Annotated in this window: 20 protein-coding genes and 10 tRNA genes; 1 reads left to right on the top strand and 29 read right to left on the bottom strand. The window is 42.3% G+C overall.

Translation table 11 applies throughout. The features are described 5' to 3' along the window. Positions 1-5: 5 nt before the first annotated feature. A complete protein-coding gene (gene purD / locus O3642_RS08105) occupies positions 6-1,271 on the bottom strand; it encodes a phosphoribosylamine--glycine ligase (RefSeq protein WP_155127669.1) in 1,266 nt (421 codons plus the stop codon). Positions 1,272-1,453: 182 nt separating this feature from the next. On the opposite strand from purD, the gene O3642_RS08100 reads away from it, so the two are divergent. Continuing rightward, entirely contained in the window at positions 1,454-2,473 is a 1,020-nt protein-coding gene (locus O3642_RS08100; protein WP_155127672.1) for a GBS Bsp-like repeat-containing protein, read from the top strand. A gap of 197 nt (positions 2,474-2,670) precedes the next feature. On the opposite strand, the gene purH is transcribed toward O3642_RS08100, so the two are convergent. From purH to O3642_RS07960, 28 genes are all read right to left on the bottom strand, one after another. Beyond that, positions 2,671-4,218 (bottom strand): bifunctional phosphoribosylaminoimidazolecarboxamide formyltransferase/IMP cyclohydrolase, encoded by a 1,548-nt coding sequence (gene purH / locus O3642_RS08095; RefSeq protein WP_155127675.1) that lies wholly within the window; start codon positions 4,216-4,218, stop codon positions 2,671-2,673. A gap of 41 nt (positions 4,219-4,259) precedes the next feature. Then, entirely contained in the window at positions 4,260-4,961 is a 702-nt protein-coding gene (locus tag O3642_RS08090; RefSeq protein WP_371605755.1) for a suppressor of fused domain protein, read from the bottom strand. Positions 4,962-5,019: 58 nt separating this feature from the next. After that, positions 5,020-5,574 (bottom strand): phosphoribosylglycinamide formyltransferase, encoded by a 555-nt coding sequence (purN, locus tag O3642_RS08085; protein ID WP_371605754.1) that lies wholly within the window; start codon positions 5,572-5,574, stop codon positions 5,020-5,022. Beyond that, positions 5,574-6,596 carry a phosphoribosylformylglycinamidine cyclo-ligase gene (gene purM / locus O3642_RS08080; RefSeq protein ID WP_371605780.1) on the bottom strand — a complete coding sequence of 341 codons (1,023 nt, stop codon included), beginning with the start codon at positions 6,594-6,596 and terminating at the stop codon, positions 5,574-5,576. Before purM ends, purN begins: the two co-directional genes overlap by 1 nt. 30 nt (positions 6,597-6,626) lie before the next feature. Further along, positions 6,627-8,066 (bottom strand): amidophosphoribosyltransferase, encoded by a 1,440-nt coding sequence (gene purF / locus O3642_RS08075; protein ID WP_371605753.1) that lies wholly within the window; start codon positions 8,064-8,066, stop codon positions 6,627-6,629. A gap of 12 nt (positions 8,067-8,078) precedes the next feature. Beyond that, positions 8,079-11,804 carry a phosphoribosylformylglycinamidine synthase gene (locus tag O3642_RS08070; protein WP_371605752.1) on the bottom strand — a complete coding sequence of 1,242 codons (3,726 nt, stop codon included), beginning with the start codon at positions 11,802-11,804 and terminating at the stop codon, positions 8,079-8,081. A 208-nt stretch (positions 11,805-12,012) separates the two neighbouring features. Further along, positions 12,013-12,720 carry a phosphoribosylaminoimidazolesuccinocarboxamide synthase gene (gene purC, locus O3642_RS08065; RefSeq protein WP_371605751.1) on the bottom strand — a complete coding sequence of 236 codons (708 nt, stop codon included), beginning with the start codon at positions 12,718-12,720 and terminating at the stop codon, positions 12,013-12,015. A 150-nt stretch (positions 12,721-12,870) separates the two neighbouring features. Beyond that, entirely contained in the window at positions 12,871-13,119 is a 249-nt protein-coding gene (locus O3642_RS08060; RefSeq protein ID WP_004219479.1) for a phosphopantetheine-binding protein, read from the bottom strand. A 3-nt stretch (positions 13,120-13,122) separates the two neighbouring features. Next, a complete protein-coding gene (plsX, locus tag O3642_RS08055) occupies positions 13,123-14,118 on the bottom strand; it encodes a phosphate acyltransferase PlsX (protein ID WP_003009280.1) in 996 nt (331 codons plus the stop codon). After that, entirely contained in the window at positions 14,115-14,894 is a 780-nt protein-coding gene (gene recO / locus O3642_RS08050; RefSeq protein WP_045760082.1) for a DNA repair protein RecO, read from the bottom strand. Before recO ends, plsX begins: the two co-directional genes overlap by 4 nt. Continuing rightward, on the bottom strand, positions 14,878-16,059 hold the full coding sequence (locus tag O3642_RS08045; protein ID WP_371605750.1) for a pyridoxal phosphate-dependent aminotransferase: 1,182 nt from the start codon (positions 16,057-16,059) through the stop codon (positions 14,878-14,880). Before O3642_RS08045 ends, recO begins: the two co-directional genes overlap by 17 nt. A gap of 155 nt (positions 16,060-16,214) precedes the next feature. Beyond that, on the bottom strand, positions 16,215-17,072 hold the full coding sequence (gene srtB / locus O3642_RS08040) for a class B sortase, LPKTxAVK-specific (protein WP_371605749.1): 858 nt from the start codon (positions 17,070-17,072) through the stop codon (positions 16,215-16,217). 90 nt (positions 17,073-17,162) lie between these two features. Continuing rightward, positions 17,163-17,564 carry an LPKTxAVK-anchored surface protein gene (locus O3642_RS08035; RefSeq protein ID WP_371605748.1) on the bottom strand — a complete coding sequence of 134 codons (402 nt, stop codon included), beginning with the start codon at positions 17,562-17,564 and terminating at the stop codon, positions 17,163-17,165. A 256-nt stretch (positions 17,565-17,820) separates the two neighbouring features. Continuing rightward, complete coding sequence (locus O3642_RS08030) at positions 17,821-17,961, bottom strand: hypothetical protein (protein WP_003002401.1); 141 nt, start codon at positions 17,959-17,961, stop codon at positions 17,821-17,823. A 48-nt stretch (positions 17,962-18,009) separates the two neighbouring features. Continuing rightward, a complete protein-coding gene (locus tag O3642_RS08025) occupies positions 18,010-18,984 on the bottom strand; it encodes a ribose-phosphate diphosphokinase (RefSeq protein ID WP_003002322.1) in 975 nt (324 codons plus the stop codon). Positions 18,985-19,163: 179 nt separating this feature from the next. After that, entirely contained in the window at positions 19,164-20,405 is a 1,242-nt protein-coding gene (pcsB, locus tag O3642_RS08020; protein WP_371605747.1) for a peptidoglycan hydrolase PcsB, read from the bottom strand. Between the two features lie 93 nt (positions 20,406-20,498). Continuing rightward, positions 20,499-20,999 (bottom strand): rod shape-determining protein MreD, encoded by a 501-nt coding sequence (gene mreD, locus O3642_RS08015; RefSeq protein WP_371605746.1) that lies wholly within the window; start codon positions 20,997-20,999, stop codon positions 20,499-20,501. Between the two features lies 1 nt (position 21,000). Beyond that, the gene (gene mreC / locus O3642_RS08010; protein WP_371605745.1) at positions 21,001-21,819 is read right to left on the bottom strand and encodes a rod shape-determining protein MreC; all 819 of its coding nucleotides are present in this window, start codon (positions 21,817-21,819) and stop codon (positions 21,001-21,003) included. 62 nt (positions 21,820-21,881) lie between these two features. Next, positions 21,882-21,969: transfer RNA gene (locus O3642_RS08005), tRNA-Ser, on the bottom strand. Between the two features lie 4 nt (positions 21,970-21,973). Next, positions 21,974-22,047: transfer RNA gene (locus O3642_RS08000), tRNA-Ile, on the bottom strand. Positions 22,048-22,080: 33 nt separating this feature from the next. Next, a tRNA-Gly gene (locus O3642_RS07995) sits at positions 22,081-22,151 on the bottom strand. A 16-nt stretch (positions 22,152-22,167) separates the two neighbouring features. Beyond that, positions 22,168-22,240 (bottom strand) — tRNA-Phe (locus O3642_RS07990). 3 nt (positions 22,241-22,243) lie between these two features. Further along, positions 22,244-22,317, bottom strand: a tRNA-Met gene (locus tag O3642_RS07985). Between the two features lie 9 nt (positions 22,318-22,326). Continuing rightward, positions 22,327-22,416, bottom strand: a tRNA-Ser gene (locus tag O3642_RS07980). 10 nt (positions 22,417-22,426) lie between these two features. Further along, a tRNA-Ile gene (locus tag O3642_RS07975) sits at positions 22,427-22,500 on the bottom strand. 16 nt (positions 22,501-22,516) lie between these two features. Beyond that, a tRNA-Met gene (locus tag O3642_RS07970) sits at positions 22,517-22,590 on the bottom strand. 6 nt (positions 22,591-22,596) lie between these two features. After that, positions 22,597-22,670, bottom strand: a tRNA-Pro gene (locus O3642_RS07965). Between the two features lie 19 nt (positions 22,671-22,689). Continuing rightward, positions 22,690-22,763: transfer RNA gene (locus O3642_RS07960), tRNA-Arg, on the bottom strand. Positions 22,764-22,779 lie beyond the last annotated feature (16 nt).

The raw sequence follows: 22,779 nt of genomic DNA, 5'->3' as shown, positions 1-22,779 counted from the left end.
ATCTGTTAATCTTTTATTGCCTTGCTACCGATATCCTTTCGGTAGAACAGGCCTTCTGTGTTTTGTTTATCGAGTTCTTTGTAAATAATGTTTTGGCCGTCTTTGACGGTGGCTGCTGTGGTAACCAGCATGTAGACGCGTCCTCCGTTTGAGAGGAGGTCTTGGCCATTTTCAGCAAATTTTGCACCAGCATAGTAAGTGATGATGTCCCCCTCTGTCTTGGCTGGAAGTTTGACACCCTTCTCATAAGCGAGTGGGTAGCCGTTTGAGGCTACAACCACGCCAAGTGTCACACCCTTGTCCGTCCAAGTGATGGCTGGCTCTTTGCCATCCAAAATATCGGTGATATTTTGTGCAAAGTCAGATGTCAAACGAGGCAAGATGATTTGCGTTTCTGGATCTCCAAAGCGTGAGTTGAACTCGATGACTTTCGGTCCATCAGCTGTCAAGATTAGCCCCGCGTAAAGGACACCTAGGTACGGACGCCCTTCTTTAATCATGCCTTCAAGAACTGGTTTGACAATGGTGTCAACCGCTGTGTCAACCACGCTCTGTGGCAAGTGAGGAACTGGCGCATAGGCACCCATTCCACCAGTGTTCGGACCCTTGTCACCATCGTAGGCACGTTTGTGGTCCTGAGCTGTTGGCATGATGTAGAACTTGTCCCCATTGACAAAGGCAAAGAGAGAAAACTCTTCCCCGTCAAGAAATTCCTCGATGACTACACGCGCACCTGAATCACCAAATTTATTGTCCAAAAGCATCTCGTGAGCGGCTTCAACGGCTTGCTCAACGGTCTCCGCAACGACGACACCTTTCCCAAGGGCCAGCCCGTCTGCCTTGACGACGATTGGAGCACCTTTTTCTTCGATGTAGGACTTGGCTTTCTCGAAATCTGAAAATGTGCCATAGGCTGCTGTCGGAACATCGTATTTGACCATGATTTCCTTAGCAAAATCCTTAGACCACTCAAGCTCAGCTGCAGCCTTGGTCGGACCAAAAGCCTTGAGACCAGCTGCAATGAAATCATCTACGATGCCAGCCGCAAGAGCATCATCTGGACCAATGAAGGTCCAAGCAACATCATTCGCTTTTGCGAAGTCAATCAGCTTAGAATGTTCGGAAATTCCGATATTGATCAAATCCAAACCGTCTAATCGCATCCCGTCATTACCAGGAGCCACAAAAACCTGCTCAACGTCTTTAGACTCCAACAATTTCTTGGCAATCGCATGCTCACGACCGCCAGATCCAACAACCAAAAGTTTCATCTCGAACCTCTTTTGCGAATTATTTTATTAAATTATATCATAATCGTTCGTTTTATTCTAATGATTTCAGCAAAAGTCTCCTATTTTCAGTAGAATCCAAACATTTTTTGCTATTTTCTCCTATTTCTCATTTTTTTCCGAATAGTATAGGTGAGACCTACTAATTGACGAAAAGGAGTATTATGCAAACGATCAAAAAATTTGTCGTACTGACTTGTGCGACATGGGGGATGCAAGCCTCTATTGCTCATGCAGATCAAGCGACCAATGCTATCTATGCCGAAAAAGGGCAGTTGATGATTCATCTTGGAAACGTCCCGGATAAGTATCAAAAGATCCAAGTTCCCGTCTGGTCTGACCAAAATGGCCAAGATGACCTGATTTGGTATCCTGTGGAACGCAGTGACAAGGGATTTGACCTACAAGTGCCATTGACCAACCATTCTGATCAAGCCGGACTTTATCATGTCCATGTCTATGGAGTGGAGGCAAATGAACAGCTAACCGGTCTTTACCCTCTCACGACCAGCGTCCAGCAAAAAGACCTCGCCTCCTCCCATCCCAAAATCACGATCACACCTAACTCCTCACAAGAATTTGAGGTAGACCTAAAGTTGTTCGAAGACGTTGACGAGATTGTATTCCCCATCTGGTCAGAAGAAAATGGGCAGGATGATTTAGTCTGGTATCCCGCAAAGAAGATCGCACCTGGACATTTCCAACTGCGCTTTCAGGCTCAAAAACACAAGGGAAGCGGGCTATTTCATCTCCACGTCTACCAGAAAAGCCAGGGACAACTAAAAGGGCTATTCCCCACTACCTTTCAAGTGGAAAAGGCAAAGCCAAAGCTCACTCCACTCGCAACACACCCGGGAAATACCTACCCCATTGGTGAGTGCACCTGGGGAGCCAAAGAATTAGCCCCTTGGGCCCACAACTGGTGGGGAAACGGTGGCATGTGGGCAGCTAGTGCACGCGCTGCTGGATTCCGGACAGGAGACACTCCAGAGGTCGGCGCTATCGCCTGTTGGGACAATGGGGGATATGGCCATGTCGCCTTGGTTACGGACGTCGAACATGACCAAAAAATTCAGATCCAAGAGGCTAACTACAACGGCCATCGCTATATCGACAACTTCCGCGGTTGGTTCGATCCAACCAATCCCATCTGGGGAACCGTCACCTATATCTACCCCGATTAAGGTCTTCATAACCAGCAGAAAGGGAGTGGGAAAGAACTCAGACTATTTAAAAGGAGTTCGTCTTCCCACCCCCGCACAGTTGATTAGGTTATCTTTGGAGCTTAAAAAGCGAAAAAAGATACCAATCAACCACTGCGTCTTGCAGTTATTCCTATCAAACATCAAAGGCTGGACATTTTTTGCCCAGCCTTTTTTGATTAATGTCTAAAATGTCTGACGCCTGTAAAGATCATGGTCAAACCATATTTATCAGCAGCTTCGATTGACTCTTGGTCACGTACTGATCCACCTGGTTGGATGATCGCTTTAATCCCTGCTTTGGCGATTTCTTCCACGTTATCTGCAAATGGGAAGAAGGCATCTGAAGCAAGAACAGCGCCGTCAAGACGGTCTTTAGCCTGATCAATAGCGATACGGACAGATGCCACACGGTTGGTTTGACCTGGGCCAACACCAAGTGTCATGTGGTCATTAGTTACGATGATCCCATTTGATTTGACATACTTGATCGCTTTCCAAGCAAACTCAAGAGCTGTCGCTTCTGTCTCAGTTGGTTGGCGTTTCGTCACCACTTGCCAGTCAGCTGGGCTTTCTTTCACCACGTCTTGGTTTTGAACGAGGAGACCACCAACAACACCGGTGTATTCTGCTTCCACTTCGCTAGCATCTTGAGCGTCAAATGGCAACTCAAGGATACGCAAGTTTTTCTTCTTGGTTGTCAAGATTTCAAGCGCTTCATCTGTATAGCTTGGTGCAATGATGATTTCAAGGAAAACACCGTGCATCTTTTGAGCTGTCGCAGCATCTACCTCACGGTTGAGAACCACGATCCCACCGAAGATGGATACTGGGTCAGACTCATAAGCGTAGTCCCAAGCAGTTTCGATGTCGTCAGCTTGACCAATCCCACATGGGTTCATGTGTTTCAAAGCCACAACAGTTGGACGGTCTTTGAAATCACGGATGATCCGGATAGCCGCATCAGCGTCACGGATATTGTTGAAGGACAATTCTTTCCCGTTCAACTGTTTCGCTGAAGCGATGGAGTAATCCGTTGGCAGAGCTTTTTGGTAGAAGTCTGCGTCTTGTTGAGGATTTTCACCGTAACGCATTGGTTGCTTAAGGTCATACGTCAAAGTGAGTTTTTCAGGTTTTTCTTCACCTACTTGAGCAGTGAAGTATTCTGCGATCAAAGCATCATAGGCTGCCGTATGGCGGAATACTTTAGCTGCCAAACGTTGGCGAGTTTCGTAACTTGTTTCGCCGTTGGCTGCCAATTCGTCCAGAACCACAGCATAGTCAGCAGGATCTACCACAACTGTTACGCTAGCGTGGTTCTTCGCTGCTGAACGAAGCATAGATGGCCCACCAATATCGATATTTTCAACCGCATCCGCGTAAGTCACGTCTGGTTTAAGGATGGTTTCCTTGAATGGGTAAAGGTTGACCACAACAAGGTCAATCAATTCGATATTATTGTCCTTAGCAGCCTCTAGGTGGCTATCGAGGTCACGACGAGCGAGGAGACCACCGTGGATATTTGGGTGGAGAGTCTTCACACGACCGTCCATCATTTCTGGGAAACCAGTCACATCGTCGATAGCAATGGTATCTACCCCAGCATTGTCAAGGGCAACTTTAGTCCCACCTGTCGAGATGATGTCCCAACCGAGTTTTTTGAGTTCTTGGGCAAATTCAACAATACCCGCTTTGTCTGAAACACTAATTAGTGCGCGTTTAGTCATTTTTCTTCCTTTCCTTGTATCAAGAGGTGCCTTCATATCAGTTAAACTAGAGATTGGCGATGATAGTCTGTCAGTTGATTTCCAAGTTCTTGCAACAATCTCTTGACCTCAAGTTTACTTTTTTCACTTTCGTAAACACTTCGCAGTTCGGCATCTGTCGCACCAATCAGGGTCACAAATTCCACTTTTCCATGCAGAGTATCTAGAGGCTTAGCTAAATCATCAGCAGCAGTCAAGAATCCTGTCAAATTAGATTTCTGCTGGGCATCAATCCCTACTGTTTGCTTCGTATAGATGTATTCTTCGGGCAAGACCACTTTACCTGTTTGAAATATATATCTTGCTACATACTGCAGCAAACCACAGCCATTTTTAATTTCTTCTTCGTCGTTAGTTGATTTCTTTAACTTAAAGGTCAATTCAATCCCATAACCACTATATTCAGGATCTTCACATTCTTTTGTATATAGTTCTGACAAACCATAGCTGACAAAATGCCAAAACTCCCCTGCATCGTAAACACTGATGCCATCAAGCGGATCTGGACCACCTAACATATACTTGATAACCGTTCCATAATGGCGAGGATTTGGCTGATCAGGATATAAACGATTAAATTCTTCATCAATCGCATCCCACCCTGGAGCACTGTCATCTGTTTCATCCGATTTAACAACAATCTTATCTTCAATCGGCTTCTCTTTGTCAGAAGATTTCTTCTTAAAAAAATCAAATAGACCCATAAATTCTCCTTAGCTGATGGCCTTTAGTTCTACCGCAAAATCATCTCTGATTTCCTTCTTACTTCCTCTCCACTCCCAAACGTTCCAAGACTTCTGGATAGAGTTTGTACTCTGTTTCGTGGATGCGAGTTTCAAAAGTATCAAGGGTATCCCCTTCAAGGCGTGGCACACGGACTTGTTTGATGACCTTCCCAGTATCAACGCCAGAATCCACCCAGTGAATGGTCACACCGCTCTCAGCAACACCTGCATTCCAAGCATCCTCAATACCATGAGCACCTGGAAATTCCGGAAGATAGGCTGGGTGAATATTGATGATACGGCCTTCATAAGCTGCTAGCAAGGTTGGGCCAACGATTTTCATATAACCCGCCAAACAAACCAAGTCAATCTGGTGTTCATTCAAGAGTTTAACGATAGCTTCTTCATAAGCTACTTTATTGTCAAATTCCTTGAGTTCAAAGGCATGACTAGGCACACCAAGATTCTTAGCACGTTCTAAAACATAGGCATCCCGATGATCTGAAAAAACAAATTCTACTGGAAATTGTTCCGCAATCACCTGAAAGTTTGAGCCGTTGCCAGAGGCAAAAACAGCAATTTTTTTAGCCATTATTTAATCACCACACTTGCGCCATCTTTCTTCACAATACGACCGATTTCATAAACAGGTTCGTCAAGAAGTTCTTTGACACGTTCCACATTTTCTGGTTTCACTGCAAGCATGAGACCAATTCCCATGTTGAAGATTTCAAACATTTCTTCATGTTTGATTTGGCCATATTTTTCAAGGGCTTTGAAAATTGGAAGAACTGGAACTTTGCTTTCGTCAATTTCAGCAGCCAAGTTATCTGAGAACATACGTGGTACATTTTCGATGAAACCACCACCTGTGATGTGGGCAATCCCATTCACCAATTCTTCTTTGATGAGTGGCAAAGCTGCTTTGACGTAGATACGAGTTGGTTCCAAAAGAACGTCTTTAAGTTTTTTGCCTTCCAATTCTGGGAGAACTTCTTCCCCTGTGTAATCTGCAAAAACACGACGCACGAGTGAGTAACCATTTGAGTGGATACCGCTTGAAGCAAGTCCAAGAATCACATCGCCTTCAGCTACTTTTGAACCGTCGATAATTTGAGATTTTTCTGCAACACCGACAGCAAACCCAGCCAAATCATAGTCATCTTCACCATACATACCTGGCATTTCAGCTGTTTCGCCACCGATAAGGGCTGCACCAGCCTGCACACAACCTTCTGCAACACCAGCAACGACTTGCTCTAATTTAGCAGGTTCATTTTTACCAGTTGCGATATAGTCAAGGAAGTAAAGGGGCTCCGCACCTGCAGCGATGATATCGTTAACACACATGGCCACACAGTCTTGACCGATCGTATCGTGTTTGTCGTACTTGATGGCAAGCATCAGCTTAGTACCAACACCATCTGTACCTGAAATCAAAACAGGCTCTTTGACACCTGCTTTTGAAAGATCAAACATGCCACCGAAGCCACCAAGAGCTCCCATAACACCCGCACGCTCTGTACGAGCAACGTGTTTTTTGATCCGTTCAACAACTTCATAACCTGCTTCAACGTCCACACCCGACTGTGCATACGCATTTTTATTTGTCATTTGTTTCATTCCTTTTCTTTTGCACTGCTCTTAATAGAAAGAAGTATGTTCTTTCAAACTTTCCACATAGCGTTCTTCGTAGTCATACAAAGGCGTTGGATATTTTCCATCAAAGTAAGCCACACAAAGACCGCCATTGGGGGCATCTGTATCAATTCCAATAGAATCAATCAAGCCATCGATTGACAAGTATGTCAAGCTATCTGCACCAATGATATCGCGTGTTTCCTCTACTGTATGATTGGCAGCAATCAATTCCTTACGTGTTTGAATATCGATCCCGTAGAAACATGGATAAGCCAGAGCTGGGCTTGCGATTGCCACATGGACTTCTGTAGCCCCTGCTTCTTTCAATAACTTCACAATCCGACGTGATGTTGTCCCACGTACGATAGAATCATCAATCATGACAACGCGTTTGCCTTTCACTACACCGGATACGGCAGAGAGCTTCATCCGAACCCCTTGCTCCCGTAGTTCTTGTGTTGGTTGAATAAAGGTCCGTTGGGTATATTGGTTTTTAATCAAGCCCATTTCATTTGGTAGGCCAGATTCTTCAGCAAATCCCATGGCTGCGCTAAGTGATGAATTAGGTACACCGACCACAATATCTGCTTCATGTTTGAATTCACGTGCCAATTGAGCTCCCATACGTTTACGGGCTGTATGGACATTGACCCCTTGGATATTGGAGTCCGGACGAGCAAAGTAGATATACTCCATTGAGCAAACAGCCAATTGGGTATCTGTGGTATACGTATCGTAAGTGATGCCGTTATCATCGATAATCACGACTTCACCTGGATTCACATCGCGGATCCACTCTGCTCCAACCACTTCAAAGGCACAGGTTTCAGAGGAAACTACGATAGCGCCATTGGCCATTTTCCCAATCGAAAGAGGACGGAAACCATTTGGATCCAAGGCCGCAATTAGCTTATCTTCCAGCATAAGAAGGTAAGCAAATCCACCTTTCACCGTATTCAAGGCTTCTTTCACCTTACCCATGAAGGATGGGTTGTGGCTCCGACGAATCAAGTGGGCCAAGATTTCTGAATCAGAAGTTGAGCTAAAGATCGCTCCGTTATTTTCCAACTCCCGTTTGAGGGACTTGGCATTGGTCAAATTCCCGTTGTGGGCCAGTCCAAACTGGGTATCATGAAAGCGAAAGAGAAAGGGCTGGATGTTATCCACCGAAGCTTCCCCAGCTGTCGCATAGCGAACATGGCCAATCGCTCCCATTCCTGTTAACTTATCCAAGTTAGCAGGATTTCGAAATACTTCTGAGAGAAGCCCCGTGTCACGATACCGTTTTAGTTGACCCGCATCATTGGAAAGGATCCCCGCCCCTTCTTGACCACGGTGTTGAAGACTGTGTAATCCGAAATAAGTCAGTTTTGCAGCATCTGGGTGTCCCCAGATCCCAAAAATACCACATTCTTCATTAAGAGATTTAACTTCGTATGTCATTTTGTATACCTTTTATTTTCCAGTAAAGTATTGAACCGCTGATGCAAAGAGATGTTGGTCTTTATTTCCTGGAATATTTTGGAAGAGACCATCTTCGAAACGTTCTGAGTGACCCATCTTACCAATAATTTGACCGTTCTTACTTGTGATACCTTCGATAGCATTTACAGATCCGTTAGGATTATATTTAGAATCCATGCTTGGTTTACCTTCGAAGTCAACATATTGGGTAAAGATTTGACCATTGTCACGAAGCTCTGCAAATTCCTCAGCTGTCACGACAAATTTACCTTCACCGTGTGATACTGGGATGGCATGAATGTCACCAACTTTCACGCCGGCAAGCCATGGTGAATTCGTGTTGGCAATACGTGTTTCAACCATCTTAGCCACGTGTTGGTTGGCATCATTGTAGAAGAGGGTTGGACTCGTGCTGCTTGCATCTTCAAAGTTACCGTATGGAAGAAGACCTGATTTAACAAGGGCTTGGAATCCATTACAGATACCAATAATCAAACCACCGCGTTCAATGAAGTGATCGATAGCTGCACGCACTTTTTCATTGAGCAAGATGTTCACGATGAATTTAGCTGATCCATCTGGTTCATCGGCTGCTGAGAAGCCACCTGCAAAGAAGATAATGTTGGCTTTTTCGATGTTGTCAACCATGGTGTCAACAGACTTGACAATCGCTTCTTCGTTGAGTGTGACAAATGGTACCAGGTTAACTTTGGCCCCTTCTTTTTCAAAGGCCTTAGCTGAATCGTACTCAGAGTTAGTCCCTGGAAATACTGGGATGTAAACCACTGGTGTATCAACTGTTTCTTTAGCTTTGATCACAGCATCTGATGCCACAGCTGGTACTTCTTCCAACTCAGTTGCTTGTGCAAATTCTGTTGGATAAACTTCTTCCAATTTACCTTGGAAGGCACTGTCAAGTTTGTGTCCATCAAGCGTTACACCGTTGACAGTGAGTGTAAAGTCAGTCACTGTTTGTCCAATCTTGGCAACACCTGCAATTTCTTCAGGCGATGTGAAGACGAATCCACCTAATTGAGCTGTCAAGCCAGTGTCAAGGTTAGCTAATTCGACGTTAGCTCCAATATGGTTCCCAAATGTTGCAAGGGCAAGAGCTTCAACCACACCACCATATTTAACAGCTGATGCAGCTGTCACTTTGTGGTTAGTTTGGATGGCTTCAAATTGAGCAAAGTTAGATTTAATAAGATCAAAGTCAATTTCTTGTGCCAAAGCTTGACCAGGAATATAGTAAATATTTTCACCAGCAGCTTTGAATTCTGGAGAAAGAACCTTACGGCTATCGGCAGTTGTCACCCCAAAAGCAACCAAGGTTGGTGGTACGGTCAATTCTTCAAAGGTACCAGACATAGAGTCTTTCCCACCGATAGATGGCAAACCAAGTTGAATCTGAGCTTCGATTGATCCAAGGAGAGCAGCTACTGGTTGACCAAAACGCTCTGCTTGTTTATCCATCCGCTCGAAATATTCTTGATAAGAGAAACGAGCCTTAGACCAGTTTGCACCAGCAGCAACCAAACGAGCTGTTGCTTCAATGACCGCATAGGCAGCGCCATGATATGGAGACCATTCTGCTACATAAGGGTTGAATCCTTGCGCCATAACAGATGCAGTTGTTGTCACGCCATGTTGGACTGGCAATTTCTGTACAGAAGCTTCCGTTGGTGTGATTTGGTAGCGACCACCAAGTGGGTGATTGACTGTTGAACGACCAACCGAGCTATCAAAGATGGTTTGTAACCCTTTTTGACTGGCATGGTTCAGGTCAGCCAAGACTTCAAGAGTATCCGCTTCAAGGGTTTCAGCAGATGTTTGACGTTCTTCTGGAAGCTTGACATCCTTGTCAACCACCTTAGCATCTACAACCACACGTACACCGTTTGTATCAAGGAAACGACGTTCCAAATCAACGATTGTTTCACCATTCCAGTGCATGACAAGATTTGGTTTTTCAGTTACTGTCGCAACGACAACAGCATCAATATTTTCTTTGTTACATGCTGCAACGAAGGCATCTACATCTTCTGGACGAACCACTACGGCCATCCGTTCCTGAGATTCAGAGATGGCAATTTCTGTACCGTTCAAACCTTGGTATTTCAATGGCACTTTGTCTAGATCAATTTCAAGACCATCTGCCAATTCACCGATCGCCACACAGACACCACCAGCACCAAAATCATTTGATTTCTTGATCAGACGTGTCACATCCCCATTACGGAAAAGACGTTGAATCTTACGTTCTTCGATGGCATTCCCTTTTTGAACCTCAGCACCAGCTGTTTCAACAGATTCAACCGTTTGAACTTTAGAAGAACCTGTCGCACCACCGACACCGTCACGTCCAGTCTTACCACCAAGCAAGATAATCACATCACCTGCTTCAGGTTTTTCACGGACAACATTTTCCTTAGGAGCCGCACCGACAACTGCACCTAGCTCCATACGCTTAGCAACGAAACCTGGGTGGAAGTATTCACGAACATAAGTTGTTGCCAAACCAATTTGGTTCCCATATGAAGAATAACCGTGAGCCGCTGTTTTAGAAATCACTTGTTGTGGCAATTTACCAGCGCGAGTTTCTGAAATTGGAGCTGTAATATCACCAGCACCTGAGATACGCATGGCTTGGTAAACGTAGGAACGCCCTGACAATGGGTCACGAATGGCACCACCGATACAAGTAGCCGCACCACCAAATGGTTCGATTTCCGTTGGGTGGTTGTGCGTTTCGTTCTTGAACATGAGAAGCCATGGTTCTTTCACACCATTGACATCCACTTCAATTTCAACTGAGCAGGCATTGATTTCATCAGACACTTCCATGTCATCCAAACGACCATTGACACGCTCATAACGACCAAAAATAGTCGCCATATCCATCAAGGTTTGAGGTTTTTCGGTACGTCCCAACTCATTACGCATGGCAATATACTTGTCATAAGTCGCTTGCAATTGTTTTTCAAATTTAGAAGCTGAGAAGTCGATGGTTTTCAACTCAGTTTCGAAAGTTGTATGACGGCAGTGGTCAGACCAGTAAGTATCCAAAACCTTCAACTCAGTCTCAGTTGGTACCCGTCCAATAGACTTGAAGTAATCTTGAATGAAGAGAAGGTCATCCACTTCCATGGCCAATCCTTGCTCAGCCTTATACTGTGCAAAATCTTCTGCAGTATAAGTCTCAAAGAAATCCAAGCTTGGAATGGTCTTGTCAGACTCAGAGAAATCCTGTTTCGCAATACCAACAGTGATATCTTTGAAACGAGAATCCACTGGGTTCAAAAGGTAGTTTTTAACAGCTTCCAACTCATTCGCATCAATATCCTTGTTAACCAAGTACAATTGTGCTGTATTCACTGTTACATCATTTGAACTACCCAACAACAGCAAAGCTTCTTGCGAAGATGCTGCACGTTGGTCAAATTGACCAGGCAAACTTTCGATAGCAAAGAAAGCATACTTCTCAAGATCAGCCTTAACCGCAGCTTCATCCAAAACAGTATCGGTCACTTGCTCAGAGAAGATGTGTTTTTCCGCACGCGCAAACAAGTTCTCTGCCAAATCAAAGACATCGTAAACCTGAACAATCCGAAGATCCTTCAACGTTTTCAACTGAAGATTATGCTGCAATTCTTTTACTAAAGAGTCCGATTTCACACGAAAATCAGATTTTTTCTCAACGAAAATACGTTTATCCATTTTATTTCCTTTATTTCTATTCAAATAGGTTATCGAAGACGAAGGTTTTCCATTTCAAAAAGATCACTTCAAACCTTGCAATTTTTCCAATACAACTTCATAAACATCTGTCAAGCTGCCAAGATCACGACGGAGTGAAAAGGTCTAGTAGACCTTTTCAGCCTGAGTCCTTTTACTTGAAAGACGAAGGTTTTCCGTTTCAAAAAAATTACTTCAAGCCCTGTAATTTCTCCAACACAACCTGATATACATCCGTTAAACTGCCCAAATCTCTACGGAAAACATCCTTGTCCATGTGGTGCCCTTCAGCATCCCAAAGGCGGCAATTATCTGGAGAAAATTCATCTGCCAAGATAATCTTGCCATCCTTATCAAAACCAAATTCCAATTTGAAGTCAATCAAGCGAAGACCAATTTGTGCAAACCAATCTTTCAGCAATTCATTGATACGACGCGTTTCTTCCTTGATATAAGCAATTTGTTCATCATTGGCAATATCCAAGAACTTTACATGCTCATCATTGATGAATGGATCATCCAACTCATCGTTCTTGTAGTAAAATTCAACGATTGGAGTTTCCAAGTTCAAACCTTCTTCCACGCCAAACCGTTTTGAGAAAGAACCCGCAGTCACATTACGAAGAACAACTTCCAAAGGAATAATTTTTACTTTCTTGTTGAGTTGTTCTGTGTCAGAAATACGTTCGATAAAGTGCGTTGCTACACCCGTAGCATTCAATTTTTCAAAAATAAGAGACGAAATCTGATTATTTAGCACACCTTTTCCTTTAATAGTCTCCTTACGAGCCCCATTAAGCATGGTTGCCTGGTCCTTATAGACCGACTTAATCACATGTTCGTCCTCAGTAGTATAGATATCCTTAGCTTTTCCAGTATAAATCAGTTGATTGGTCATGACTTTGTTCGCCTTTCGTATTTTATCACCTTCATTCTATCACATACAAAGTGTGTTTTCAATAAAAATCCGTACAATATAAGCAGAATCCGAATAAAAAGGACAGAAAAAAAGACCATCCAGAATAATCTCTGAACGATCCCTTTTTCATTAGTGACCAGCAGTTCGTTTCTCGATATAGTCGGCAACATCCCCTACTGTGTTAAAGTCATCAATAGCCTTGTCTGGAATCTCAATTTGGTATTCATCCTCAAGATTGATAATAAATTCCATCAATTCAACAGAATCCGCCTGTAAATCCTTACGTAAGTCAGATTCCGAAGATACTTGAAAATCTGGTCCCTTGCGGTCTTTAAGAAATTTCTCAATAGTAGCTAAAATTTCGTTTTGTTTACTCATACATTACCCTTCCTTCGACAATTCCTTCACTGATTTTCCAACAACATCTGTCTCTAACATGGTCCGAATCTGACGAATCGTGCTATAGACAGCTTTGGCATCACTCGAACCATGCGTTTTAACAACAGGTGCTTGAAGGCCAAACAAGACCGCTCCTCCAACATCTGAGAAATCCAAGGTTTGCTTCAATGATTTCAAACGGTCCTTGAGCAGAAAAGCTCCCAATTTCGCCTTCCAGTTTCCAGTAGCAATCGCTTGTTTCAGCTGCTTCAAGATTCCAAAAGCCGTTCCTTCCATGGTTTTCAATACAGCATTTCCCGTGAACCCATCCGCCACAACAACATCAGCAACGCCATCCATCAAGTCACGCGCTTCCACATTTCCAACAAAATGAATCGACTCATCCTCAGATAACAATTGGTAAGTTTCCTTGCGCAAAGGATCTCCCTTACTAGCTTCTGTCCCATTGTTCAATAGACCCACGCGTGGTTTTTGAATCCCACGAACATTTTCAGCATAATAGGATCCCATCACAGCATACTGATGCAAGTGCTCTGGTGTATTTTCCGCATTGGCACCCAAGTCTAGCATATCATAGCCACGACCATCAACCGTTGGAAGTGTCGACATCAAGCCAGGGCGTTCCACCCCTTTGATGCGGCCAACGATAAAGAAACCAGCCGCCAATAGCGCACCTGTATTTCCCGCAGATAGCATGGCATCGACCTCACCAGCCTTCACATCCTTGGCAGCTAAGACCATAGAAGCCTGTTTTTTCCGACGAATGGCCCGCGTTGGCTCATCATCTGAATCGATTTTTTCTTCCGTATGCACAATCGATACACGTTCTGTTGCGGTTAAATAATCTTTGATTTTTGCCTCATCGCCATACAAGACAATCTCAATATCATCAAAATCACGAATGGCTTGATTCACACCTTCTACCAAGGCTTGAGGTGCATTATCGCCCCCCATTGCATCTACTGCAATTTTTTTCATGTTTCACCTCCAGATGAATCTTTCATAATCGCTCCCCAATCACTCAAGGAATCGATAAACTTTTTAGCTTTTAAATGGATCCCTACATACTCCTCATACAACTGATCAATTGCCTGACGCAGAGCTGCTTTCATCTCCGCTTGTAGAGAAATCGTCTCTAACTCACTGAATCGTACTGCTTGAAACTGATCCAATAAATAGAGAACATTCGGATGCCAGTGGGCACGTCTCTCATCCTGATCATAATGATCCGGACAAAGGACCCCACTATACCGAAAAGAATAATCAAAAGGAAGTCCAACCCGATGACAGAAACAACATTCATGCAGATTCAAGATAACTCCAAACCGAGATAGAATCTGAATCTCAAAAATATTGGTCAAAACCTCATAATCCAGTCCCTCTTCCATCAAAGACAAGGTCTTTTCTAAAAAAGCAAACAGGGCCGGATCCACCTGATTATCCTGAATGCTTGCATCTGCAAGCGCCAGAACATAGGTCGCATAAGAAAGGGCAAAAAGATCTGCATTGATTTTCTTATAAACCTGCACATCTTGAAAATCATCAATATAACTCAAGCCATCATCATTGATTTTCAGCAACATATCTGCCGTTACCAATGGTTGCAACATGGGATTCAACCGTGATTTTCCCGCATGTTTCACAAAAAACATCCGCTTCCCTGACTTCTCTGTGAAGATTTTGACCAGCTTGTCATCCTCACGAAACTCCCGATTATACAGGACAATTCCCCGGGTCTCAATTGACTCCAGCATGTTCTTCCATATACTCCTTCAAGCGTTTCATAGCTTCCTTGACAACCTCCATGCTGGCTGCATACGACAAACGCACATAGCCTTCACCATATTGACCAAAAGCAGCACCAGGAATAAAAGCGACCGCTTTTTCACGCGCAAAATCCTGCAAGAAAGCAAAGGAATCCTGATTATAACCAGCTGGGATTTTAGCAAAAATATAGAAAGCTCCATCTGGCTTAATCATCTCAAACCCAAGCGCGGACATTTTTTCAATAATATAATCACGACGCTTCACATATTCCTTCTTCATTGGCTCCGCATCATCCCGACCTTCCGTCAAAGCTTCGATCGCAGCATACTGATTCATAGTTCCAGCAGCTGTTACCAAATACTGATGACTCTTGATAAATTGGGCCGTCAATGCTGCTGGGGCAAAGATAAAGCCAAGGCGCCAGCCTGTCATGGCATGAGACTTAGATAAGCCATTAATGACAATAGTCTGCTCAGGAATGAAGGATGCCATAGAGACATGCGCTTCTCCAGTATAAGTCAACTCTGAATAGACTTCATCACAAATCACAAAAACTTCATATTTTTTTAAGACAGCAGCCAATTCCGCCATCTGTTCGCGCGAATAGGTGACACCCGTTGGATTAGCTGGATAATTGAGAATAACAGCCTTCAATTTTTCACCCTGCTCTAGAATCGCCTTTTCCAACTTTTCAGGAGTCAAGACAAAACGATCTGCTGTCGTATCAATTTCGACAATCTCAGCCCCAACCAAATTCACAATGGGTTCATAACCAGGGTAGGCCGGTGCTGGGAGCAGCACCACATCCCCAGGTTCCAAGATTGCTGTCAAGGTTGCAGACAAGGCTTCTGTCGCACCGATCGTCACCAATATCTCATCCTCAGGACGATAGTGAATACCATATTTATCACCCACAAACTGACTCGCTGCCTCACGCAAAGCCAGCAAACCACTCATCCCAGTGTAATGGCTAAAATTCGCATCAATGGCAGCCTTTCCTGCTTCTTTTACATGTTCAGGAGTTGTAAAATCCGGTTCTCCTAACGTCAAACGCAAGACACCAGGAATGGAAGAAATTGATTGATCGAACTGACGAATCAAAGAAACTTCAATCCGATTCAAATTTTTATTAAAACGTTTCGTTAAATCCATAGAACACCTCCAAAAACACTTATATTCATTATACTATAAATAGGACCCCATCGCAAAGGAACAAGCCAGATCCCCATCTTTTGCTTACCACCAAAGAATCTTTCAACAATCCTTCCATACAAAAAAGACTTAGCAATGCTAAGTCTTTCAAGACATTATTGTTGACCACGTGTTGCCACATATGTCAATTGATCTGCATGTTTCGCTACAAAATCCTTCATTTCTGAATCAGGAATTTGACGAAGGTAGAGGTTAGAACGAATGGTTTCATCCTCTTCACGACAAGTTGACAAGACCAAGTATTTATCAGATGCCTTGATCTTAATATTAGGGTTCTTGGTTTGACCATCTTCATAGACCTTCTTCAACTGAGTCGTAAAGTCTTTGTCGTCTTCAAAGCTAGTACGATAGAAAGCAGTTGTTTCAGGGACAATCACCAAGCACATCGCTTCATAATAATACTTGCGCTCAGGTGTCTCAATGACAACATACGGATGTTGATCAAAGTATTCTTGCTTGTCATAGAAGTTGACATCGTTAAACATACGATGATCACCAACCTTACTACCACGAGCATGACCAAATAACCAAGTCAAACGATCACTAAAATCTTTCTTATTATCCGTATCCATAAAGACAGTACCCATATAGGGTTCATTTCCACCATCAAAAGTCTTATCCAAGTATGTTGCATTATCTCCTGTTTGAACGACAGGTTCATCCAACTCTGTACCTGGAGCATAAACATAAGCAATCGCCTCAGGGTTAACAGCAGTTAACTGAGCAAAACGATTCTTTAAATAATCTTTTTCTTCTTGGCTAGGTTCATACTTCACAGTCTGTGATGAAGCACTGGTTGAAGAACCATTTGTTTTCTTAGCCGTATTAGAGGACTTTTCACCAAATGGATTAAAGAACAAAAAACCAGCGACAACCACAATAACTGCTAAAAGAGCGACAAATAGCCCAACAATCTTCCCACCTGAAGATGTTTTTTTTGCAGAACGTTTCATAAAATAAACTCTCCTATTAGATATTTTCTCTAAAAAATAACACTGAGCCCAAGGACTCAGTGATATTTTTATGAGCTAATTAATTAGAAATTATTTAACTGCGCTAGTTTTTGGAAGAGCTTTTTGACCTGCAGCTGCTGGAGCTTTAGCATCTTTTTTAGCATCAGCTTTAGCATCAGCTTTAGCATCAGCTTTAGCATCAGCTTTAGCTGAACCTTCAACTACGAATTCACCTGGTTTACCTGGTACAGGTTTCAATTCTTCACCAGCTGCTTTAAATTTGTCTTTAGTTGAATCAGCATCAACATTGTTAAGACCGTCTTTATTGTATTGAGTAAGACCATCTTTATCGTTTGTGAACATGTCTGCACCTGTAAGTGATGTAGCATTGTCGTCTGCTGAGTAGTGTTGACCAGTGTTATTGGCAAAAACTGGTGTTGCTGCTGCAAATACAGCAAGAGCTGCTACTGATGATAATAAAACTTTTTTCATTGTTTTATCTCCTTTTATAATTTAAAATATTCGTTACTTCGTAACTATGATAAGTATACTAGGATATTCTGCCTCTGTCAAGAGTTTTTTTGTTTTTTTTTAAAAATTTTTTAAGTTTTTTAAAATTTAGTATCTAAAACCACGGTTTAGTTATATTTTTAACTATTGAATGATTGTTAGAGGCATCCTTATTTAACTTAATGACTAGCCAATGCAAGTCATCTTATTTATTTTGAATCATCATTTTTCTATTACTTTATTTCACTACTCCATTTTTAGGCAATTGTTTCTTGGGCAAACGAGGATCCGCCTTTGCTTCTAGTTTTTTAGCTGCTTGAACCAGTTTTTCCCGTTTCTTTTCTTTTTTTAGATTTTGCCACCAGTTTCTGATTTCCATTTGTATTTCCTCCTACACAAAAGAGGCTGTTCCCCAGCCTCCTTATTGTTAACATTTTTTGGCATTTCCGATTTCAAACAGAGGAGAAAGAGGACGATTTTCATGAATGCGAACAATAGCCTCAGCCAGGAGTTTCGCAATCGAAATTTGCTCAATTTTATCAATCAAACGATCCTCCGATAGATAAATCGTATCCAATACCACCAACTTCTTAATGGCTGATTTTTGGATGTTATCCATCGCTGGGCCTGATAAAACAGGGTGAGTGCAGCTCGCATAGACTTCAACAGCACCTGCTTCTGCAAGGGCATCCGCGGCATGACAGATTGTACCAGCTGTATCAATCATATCATCAATCAAAATACAAGTCTTGCCTTCAACACTCCCGATAATATTCATCACTTCACTCGTATTCATCTTATCAACACTTCGACGTTTATCAATAATCGCAATCGGTGTCTTCAAAAATTCAGCTAATTTCCGAGCACGAGTCACCCCACCATGGTCTGGACTGACAACAACATAGTCTTTTCCAATCATCCCGCGACGTTCAAAATAGTCGGCGATCAGAGGCGCACCCATCAAGTGGTCAACAGGAATATCAAAGAAACCTTGAATTTGAGCAGCGTGCAAATCAATTGTCAACAGACGATCAACTCCAGCAACCTCAAGCATATTGGCTACTAACTTAGAAGTAATTGGTTCACGAGCCCGAGCTTTCCGGTCTTGACGAGCATAGCCGTAATACGGCATCACCACATTAATGGATTGCGCACTCGCCCGTTTCAAGGCATCTACCATAATCAAAATTTCCATCAGATTATCGTTAACCGGTGAGCTAGTGGATTGCAAAATATAAACATCTTTCCCACGGATTGATTCTTCAATATTAACCTGAATTTCTCCATCAGAAAATTGACGAACCGTTGACTTTCCAAGCGGTAATCCCATTTCGCGAGACACACGTTGAGCCAATTCTTGATTTGACGACAAAGCAAAGAGCATTAAATCAGAAAATGACATGATTTCCTCCAGTAAAATCTAAAACCATATTGTACAGTCAGCACAAATTTCTCCTGTAATCATTTTATCGCTTTTTAAGCAAATATTCAAATATTAATTTATGGAAATTACAAAATCCAGCTTTACCGACACTATTTCAAAAAAAGAAGCAGAACAAATGTTCTGCTTCAGTATAATTCTTAGTTTGGATAGATATAAGTAACAGTACCTTGTGCTGTTGTTGGGTTAAACCAACCACGGTAGTTACCAATACTACGGATACCATTATAGTTAGACTCAGAGACTTGGATGCTTGTTGTAGATTGAACGGCTGTAACAACTGCTACGTGTCCATATCCACCATCATTCCAACATGCAATAGCACCAACTTGTGGTTGAGATCCTGTACGGAATCCTGCTGCTGCTGCACTTGCCGCCCATTGTCCACCATTACCCCAGTAATCACCTGCCCATGGAGCCAATGTCTTCGCACCCCATGTACATTCACCAACTGGATAAGATGATGCAGATGAACTATAAGTTGGACGAGAAGCAGTTGCTACTGGTGCAGCCGCTGCTTGAGTTTGAACAGCAGGTTGAGCTGCTGCTTGAGTTTGTGCAGCCGCTGGTGTTGCAGCTGGTGTTTGAGCTGCTACCTGAACTTGTGCTTGAAGAGTTGTATTAGCAGAAGCCTTTACAGCTGCTTGTTGTTCTTTTTGTTTTGCACGATAAGCTGCTTCAGCTGCTGCCGCTGCTGCTGCTGCTTTTTCAGCTTCAGCTTTTTGTTGCAACAAAGCATTCTTTTCGTTTTCAGCAGTTGATTTTTCGGCAGCCAAGTTTAATTGTGCGACTTTCAACTCAGCTTCTTTTGTTGACAAAGCTTGCGCATCATCATCTAATTGCTGTTTGTTTGCAATAACAGTATTGATAGCGTCGTTGTTTTCTTTTTGTTTTTGTGCAATATCTTCTTTATCACGTTTTTGCTCTTGCAACATTTTGTTGTTAGCATCTGCAATTTCATTCATAGCAGAAATACGTGAGATAGCTTCTGTCAAAGATCCAGAGCTAACAATCGCATTAATATAGCTTGTTGCAGTACCAGTTGTTTGAGCACTACGTGCTTGATTTGCAAGTGATTCTTGACGAGCAACAATATTTTTTGACAACTCATCGATCTCAGCTGACAATCGTTCAGATTCTTCATTTAAACGATCATTTTCAGCTTGAAGATTTTCTTGTTGTTTTTTAATTTCAGATACTTGACCTTGAATTTGATCTACCTGAACTTGTGCACTTTGTTGTTGTTGATTAATACTATTGATTTTGTTATCTTGAGCAGCAATCTTATCATCTGTCGAGTCGGCTGATACACCAGCTACGACAGCACCTTGTGATAAAGCAACTGTACTCAATAAGATTGTGGCAAATAATTTTTTCTTCATTAGATAAATTTTCCCTTTCTAATAAGACACTAACTAGTATAACAAATTTTTTAAAAATTTATATTACGCTATTGTTACATTTTTATTGCGAGTTTATAAATAAATCTTTTCAAGTAACGGCTGTAATACTATTAAGAGAAGCATATTCAAAATTAAACTTGGGACAATTTGGTAAATAATTAGTGTAATCCAGTTAAATTTTATACCGATAAAAAGAATCAAAAGAAGATTGGTTAAAATCTGAAATAATAGAATCGTTAATAAAAATGTAAAAAAACGAGTCAATCGATTGACCAAAATAATCTGATTACACCGATAAAAAATCACCTGTAATAAAGGGAAAATTAAGAAGGCAATTCCTATAGTGTGTAAAAAATACACATCAAAACAAAAACCAAAAAGGATTCCCCACCAAATACAAGCTATCTCAGAGAAATAGAGGCTCAATAACATAAAACCATATAGAAATAAAAACGAAGTGGGTTCAAGGGAGTTTAAACTAAAACGAGAAACAAGAAAAGAGATTTGCCCATCAACAAATAAAGATAAGAATAAGATTAAAGGTAAAAAATAGTACTTACGTATGACTTTCACACTACTCTCCGATCAATAGTACATAACGATTGACATCTAAATTAGCCTTTGGTTTCACACGAATTTCTTGCCCCAATTGATCAGATGCCTTTTGAGTAGAAGTCACAGTACCAAGAGGTAAGTCACTACTCTTATATTTTCCTAAACCACTTGTTGAAACGAGTGATCCTTTTTTAATTTCAACTGGATCTCCAATTTGCAACAACCGAAACTCACCTGTCTTCTCATCATAACCATATAATAAAGCAAAAATAGATTGTCCTTGACTCTCAATTTTAAACGTCAGGTGTTGTGAAGAAATAGTATCTTCGACTAATAATTTCACTTTACTAGAATTTTTCTCTATACTTTCTACCACACCAATGACGCCACCAGATGAAAGAACAAACATAGAATCAGAAATTCCATCTGAACTACCTTTATCAATAACAAATTCCTGATCCCACGAACCATAATTACGGTCAATAATCTCACTAACGACTTGTTTAGAACCCGATACAGAATTCTTGATTGACATCAAGTCCTTTAATTCTATATTTTCTGATTCCAAACGGCTAAGTTTTGACTGGTCAATATCCTTTTGATAAAGACGTGATTTTAACGAACGGTTTTCATCATTTAATTCAGATAAATTCTTTAAATCTATTGCCTTAGATTCCACAACAACAAATGGTACCGATACGGCCTTATCAACTATAGATAATAGATCAGAAGATTTTAAAACAATCGAAGTTCTAACAGATGGAAAAAGAAATAGAATTCCTGAAACAGTTAAAACAAACACAAAACTAAAAATTTTAAAGAAACGATTCAATAACATAGACGAAACCTTCAAAAATATAAAAAATAGTTTGAGATGACATCTCAAACTTCAAAATTATACGGAGAATGGGGGATTCGAACCCCCGCGCCAGTTACCCGACCTAACGATTTAGCAAACCGTCCTCTTCAGCCTCTTGAGTAATTCTCCAAAATGGGCACGAGTGGACTCGAACCACCGACCTCACGCTTATCAGGCGTGCGCTCTAACCACCTGAGCTACGCGCCCAAGTTAAAAACTTGGTAATGAACTTATGTTCAAAGCGGGTGACGAGAATCGAACTCGCGACAACAGCTTGGAAGGCTGTAGTTTTACCACTAAACTACACCCGCTTATTATTAAAAGAAATGGCGCGAGACGGAATCGAACCGCCGACACATGGAGCTTCAATCCATTGCTCTACCAACTGAGCTACCGAGCCAAATTGCGGGAGCAGGATTTGAACCTACGACCTTCGGGTTATGAGCCCGACGAGCTACCGAGCTGCTCCATCCCGCGTTAATATTAAGGAGGATGTGGGATTCGAACCCACGCACGCTTTTACACGCCTGACGGTTTTCAAGACCGTTCCCTTCAGCCGGACTTGGGTAATCCTCCAAGATAACAATGGACCTTGTAGGACTTGAACCTACGACCACTCGGTTATGAGCCGAGAGCTCTAACCAGCTGAGCTAAAGGTCCAACAAGATCAACAATATAGCGGCGAAGGGGATCGAACCCCCGACCTCCCGGGTATGAACCGGACGCTCTAGCCAGCTGAGCTACACCGCCATAATATCGGGAAGACAGGATTCGAACCTGCGACACCTTGGTCCCAAACCAAGTACTCTACCAAGCTGAGCTACTTCCCGATCTAAAGCTACCGCTTTATGCACCCTAGAGGAGTCGAACCTCTAACCGCCTGATTCGTAGTCAGGTACTCTATCCAGTTGAGCTAAGGGTGCTCTTTCCTATTTAATT

This window comes from Streptococcus sp. 27098_8_66, from assembly GCF_041431945.1.
In the GTDB taxonomy this organism is placed as follows: domain Bacteria; phylum Bacillota; class Bacilli; order Lactobacillales; family Streptococcaceae; genus Streptococcus; species Streptococcus dentalis.
The sequence above is the reverse complement of the archived record's forward strand: the minus strand, read 5'-3'. Positions and strand labels throughout refer to the sequence as shown.

Bases quoted from the DNA above. Each gene is read 5' to 3' on its own strand.
- recO (WP_045760082.1), bottom strand. From the start codon at position 14,894: ATGCTGGAGTCAATTGAGACCCGGGGAATTGTCCTGTATAATCGGGAG.
- O3642_RS08070 (WP_371605752.1), bottom strand. From the start codon at position 11,804: ATGGATAAACGTATTTTCGTTGAGAAAAAATCTGATTTTCGTGTGAAA.
- purD (WP_155127669.1), bottom strand. From the start codon at position 1,271: ATGAAACTTTTGGTTGTTGGATCTGGCGGTCGTGAGCATGCGATTGCC.
- mreC (WP_371605745.1), bottom strand. From the start codon at position 21,819: ATGTTATTGAATCGTTTCTTTAAAATTTTTAGTTTTGTGTTTGTTTTA.
- pcsB (WP_371605747.1), bottom strand. From the start codon at position 20,405: ATGAAGAAAAAATTATTTGCCACAATCTTATTGAGTACAGTTGCTTTA.
- purN (WP_371605754.1), bottom strand. From the start codon at position 5,574: ATGGCTAAAAAAATTGCTGTTTTTGCCTCTGGCAACGGCTCAAACTTT.
- O3642_RS08035 (WP_371605748.1), bottom strand. From the start codon at position 17,564: ATGAAAAAAGTTTTATTATCATCAGTAGCAGCTCTTGCTGTATTTGCA.
- O3642_RS08100 (WP_155127672.1), top strand. From the start codon at position 1,454: ATGCAAACGATCAAAAAATTTGTCGTACTGACTTGTGCGACATGGGGG.
- O3642_RS08030 (WP_003002401.1), bottom strand. From the start codon at position 17,961: ATGGAAATCAGAAACTGGTGGCAAAATCTAAAAAAAGAAAAGAAACGG.
- plsX (WP_003009280.1), bottom strand. From the start codon at position 14,118: ATGAAAAAAATTGCAGTAGATGCAATGGGGGGCGATAATGCACCTCAA.
- purC (WP_371605751.1), bottom strand. From the start codon at position 12,720: ATGACCAATCAACTGATTTATACTGGAAAAGCTAAGGATATCTATACT.
- purF (WP_371605753.1), bottom strand. From the start codon at position 8,066: ATGACATACGAAGTTAAATCTCTTAATGAAGAATGTGGTATTTTTGGG.
- purH (WP_155127675.1), bottom strand. From the start codon at position 4,218: ATGACTAAACGCGCACTAATTAGTGTTTCAGACAAAGCGGGTATTGTT.
- O3642_RS08060 (WP_004219479.1), bottom strand. From the start codon at position 13,119: ATGAGTAAACAAAACGAAATTTTAGCTACTATTGAGAAATTTCTTAAA.
- srtB (WP_371605749.1), bottom strand. From the start codon at position 17,072: ATGAAACGTTCTGCAAAAAAAACATCTTCAGGTGGGAAGATTGTTGGG.
- purM (WP_371605780.1), bottom strand. From the start codon at position 6,596: ATGACAAATAAAAATGCGTATGCACAGTCGGGTGTGGACGTTGAAGCA.
- O3642_RS08045 (WP_371605750.1), bottom strand. From the start codon at position 16,059: ATGGATTTAACGAAACGTTTTAATAAAAATTTGAATCGGATTGAAGTT.
- O3642_RS08025 (WP_003002322.1), bottom strand. From the start codon at position 18,984: ATGTCATTTTCTGATTTAATGCTCTTTGCTTTGTCGTCAAATCAAGAA.
- O3642_RS08090 (WP_371605755.1), bottom strand. From the start codon at position 4,961: ATGGGTCTATTTGATTTTTTTAAGAAGAAATCTTCTGACAAAGAGAAG.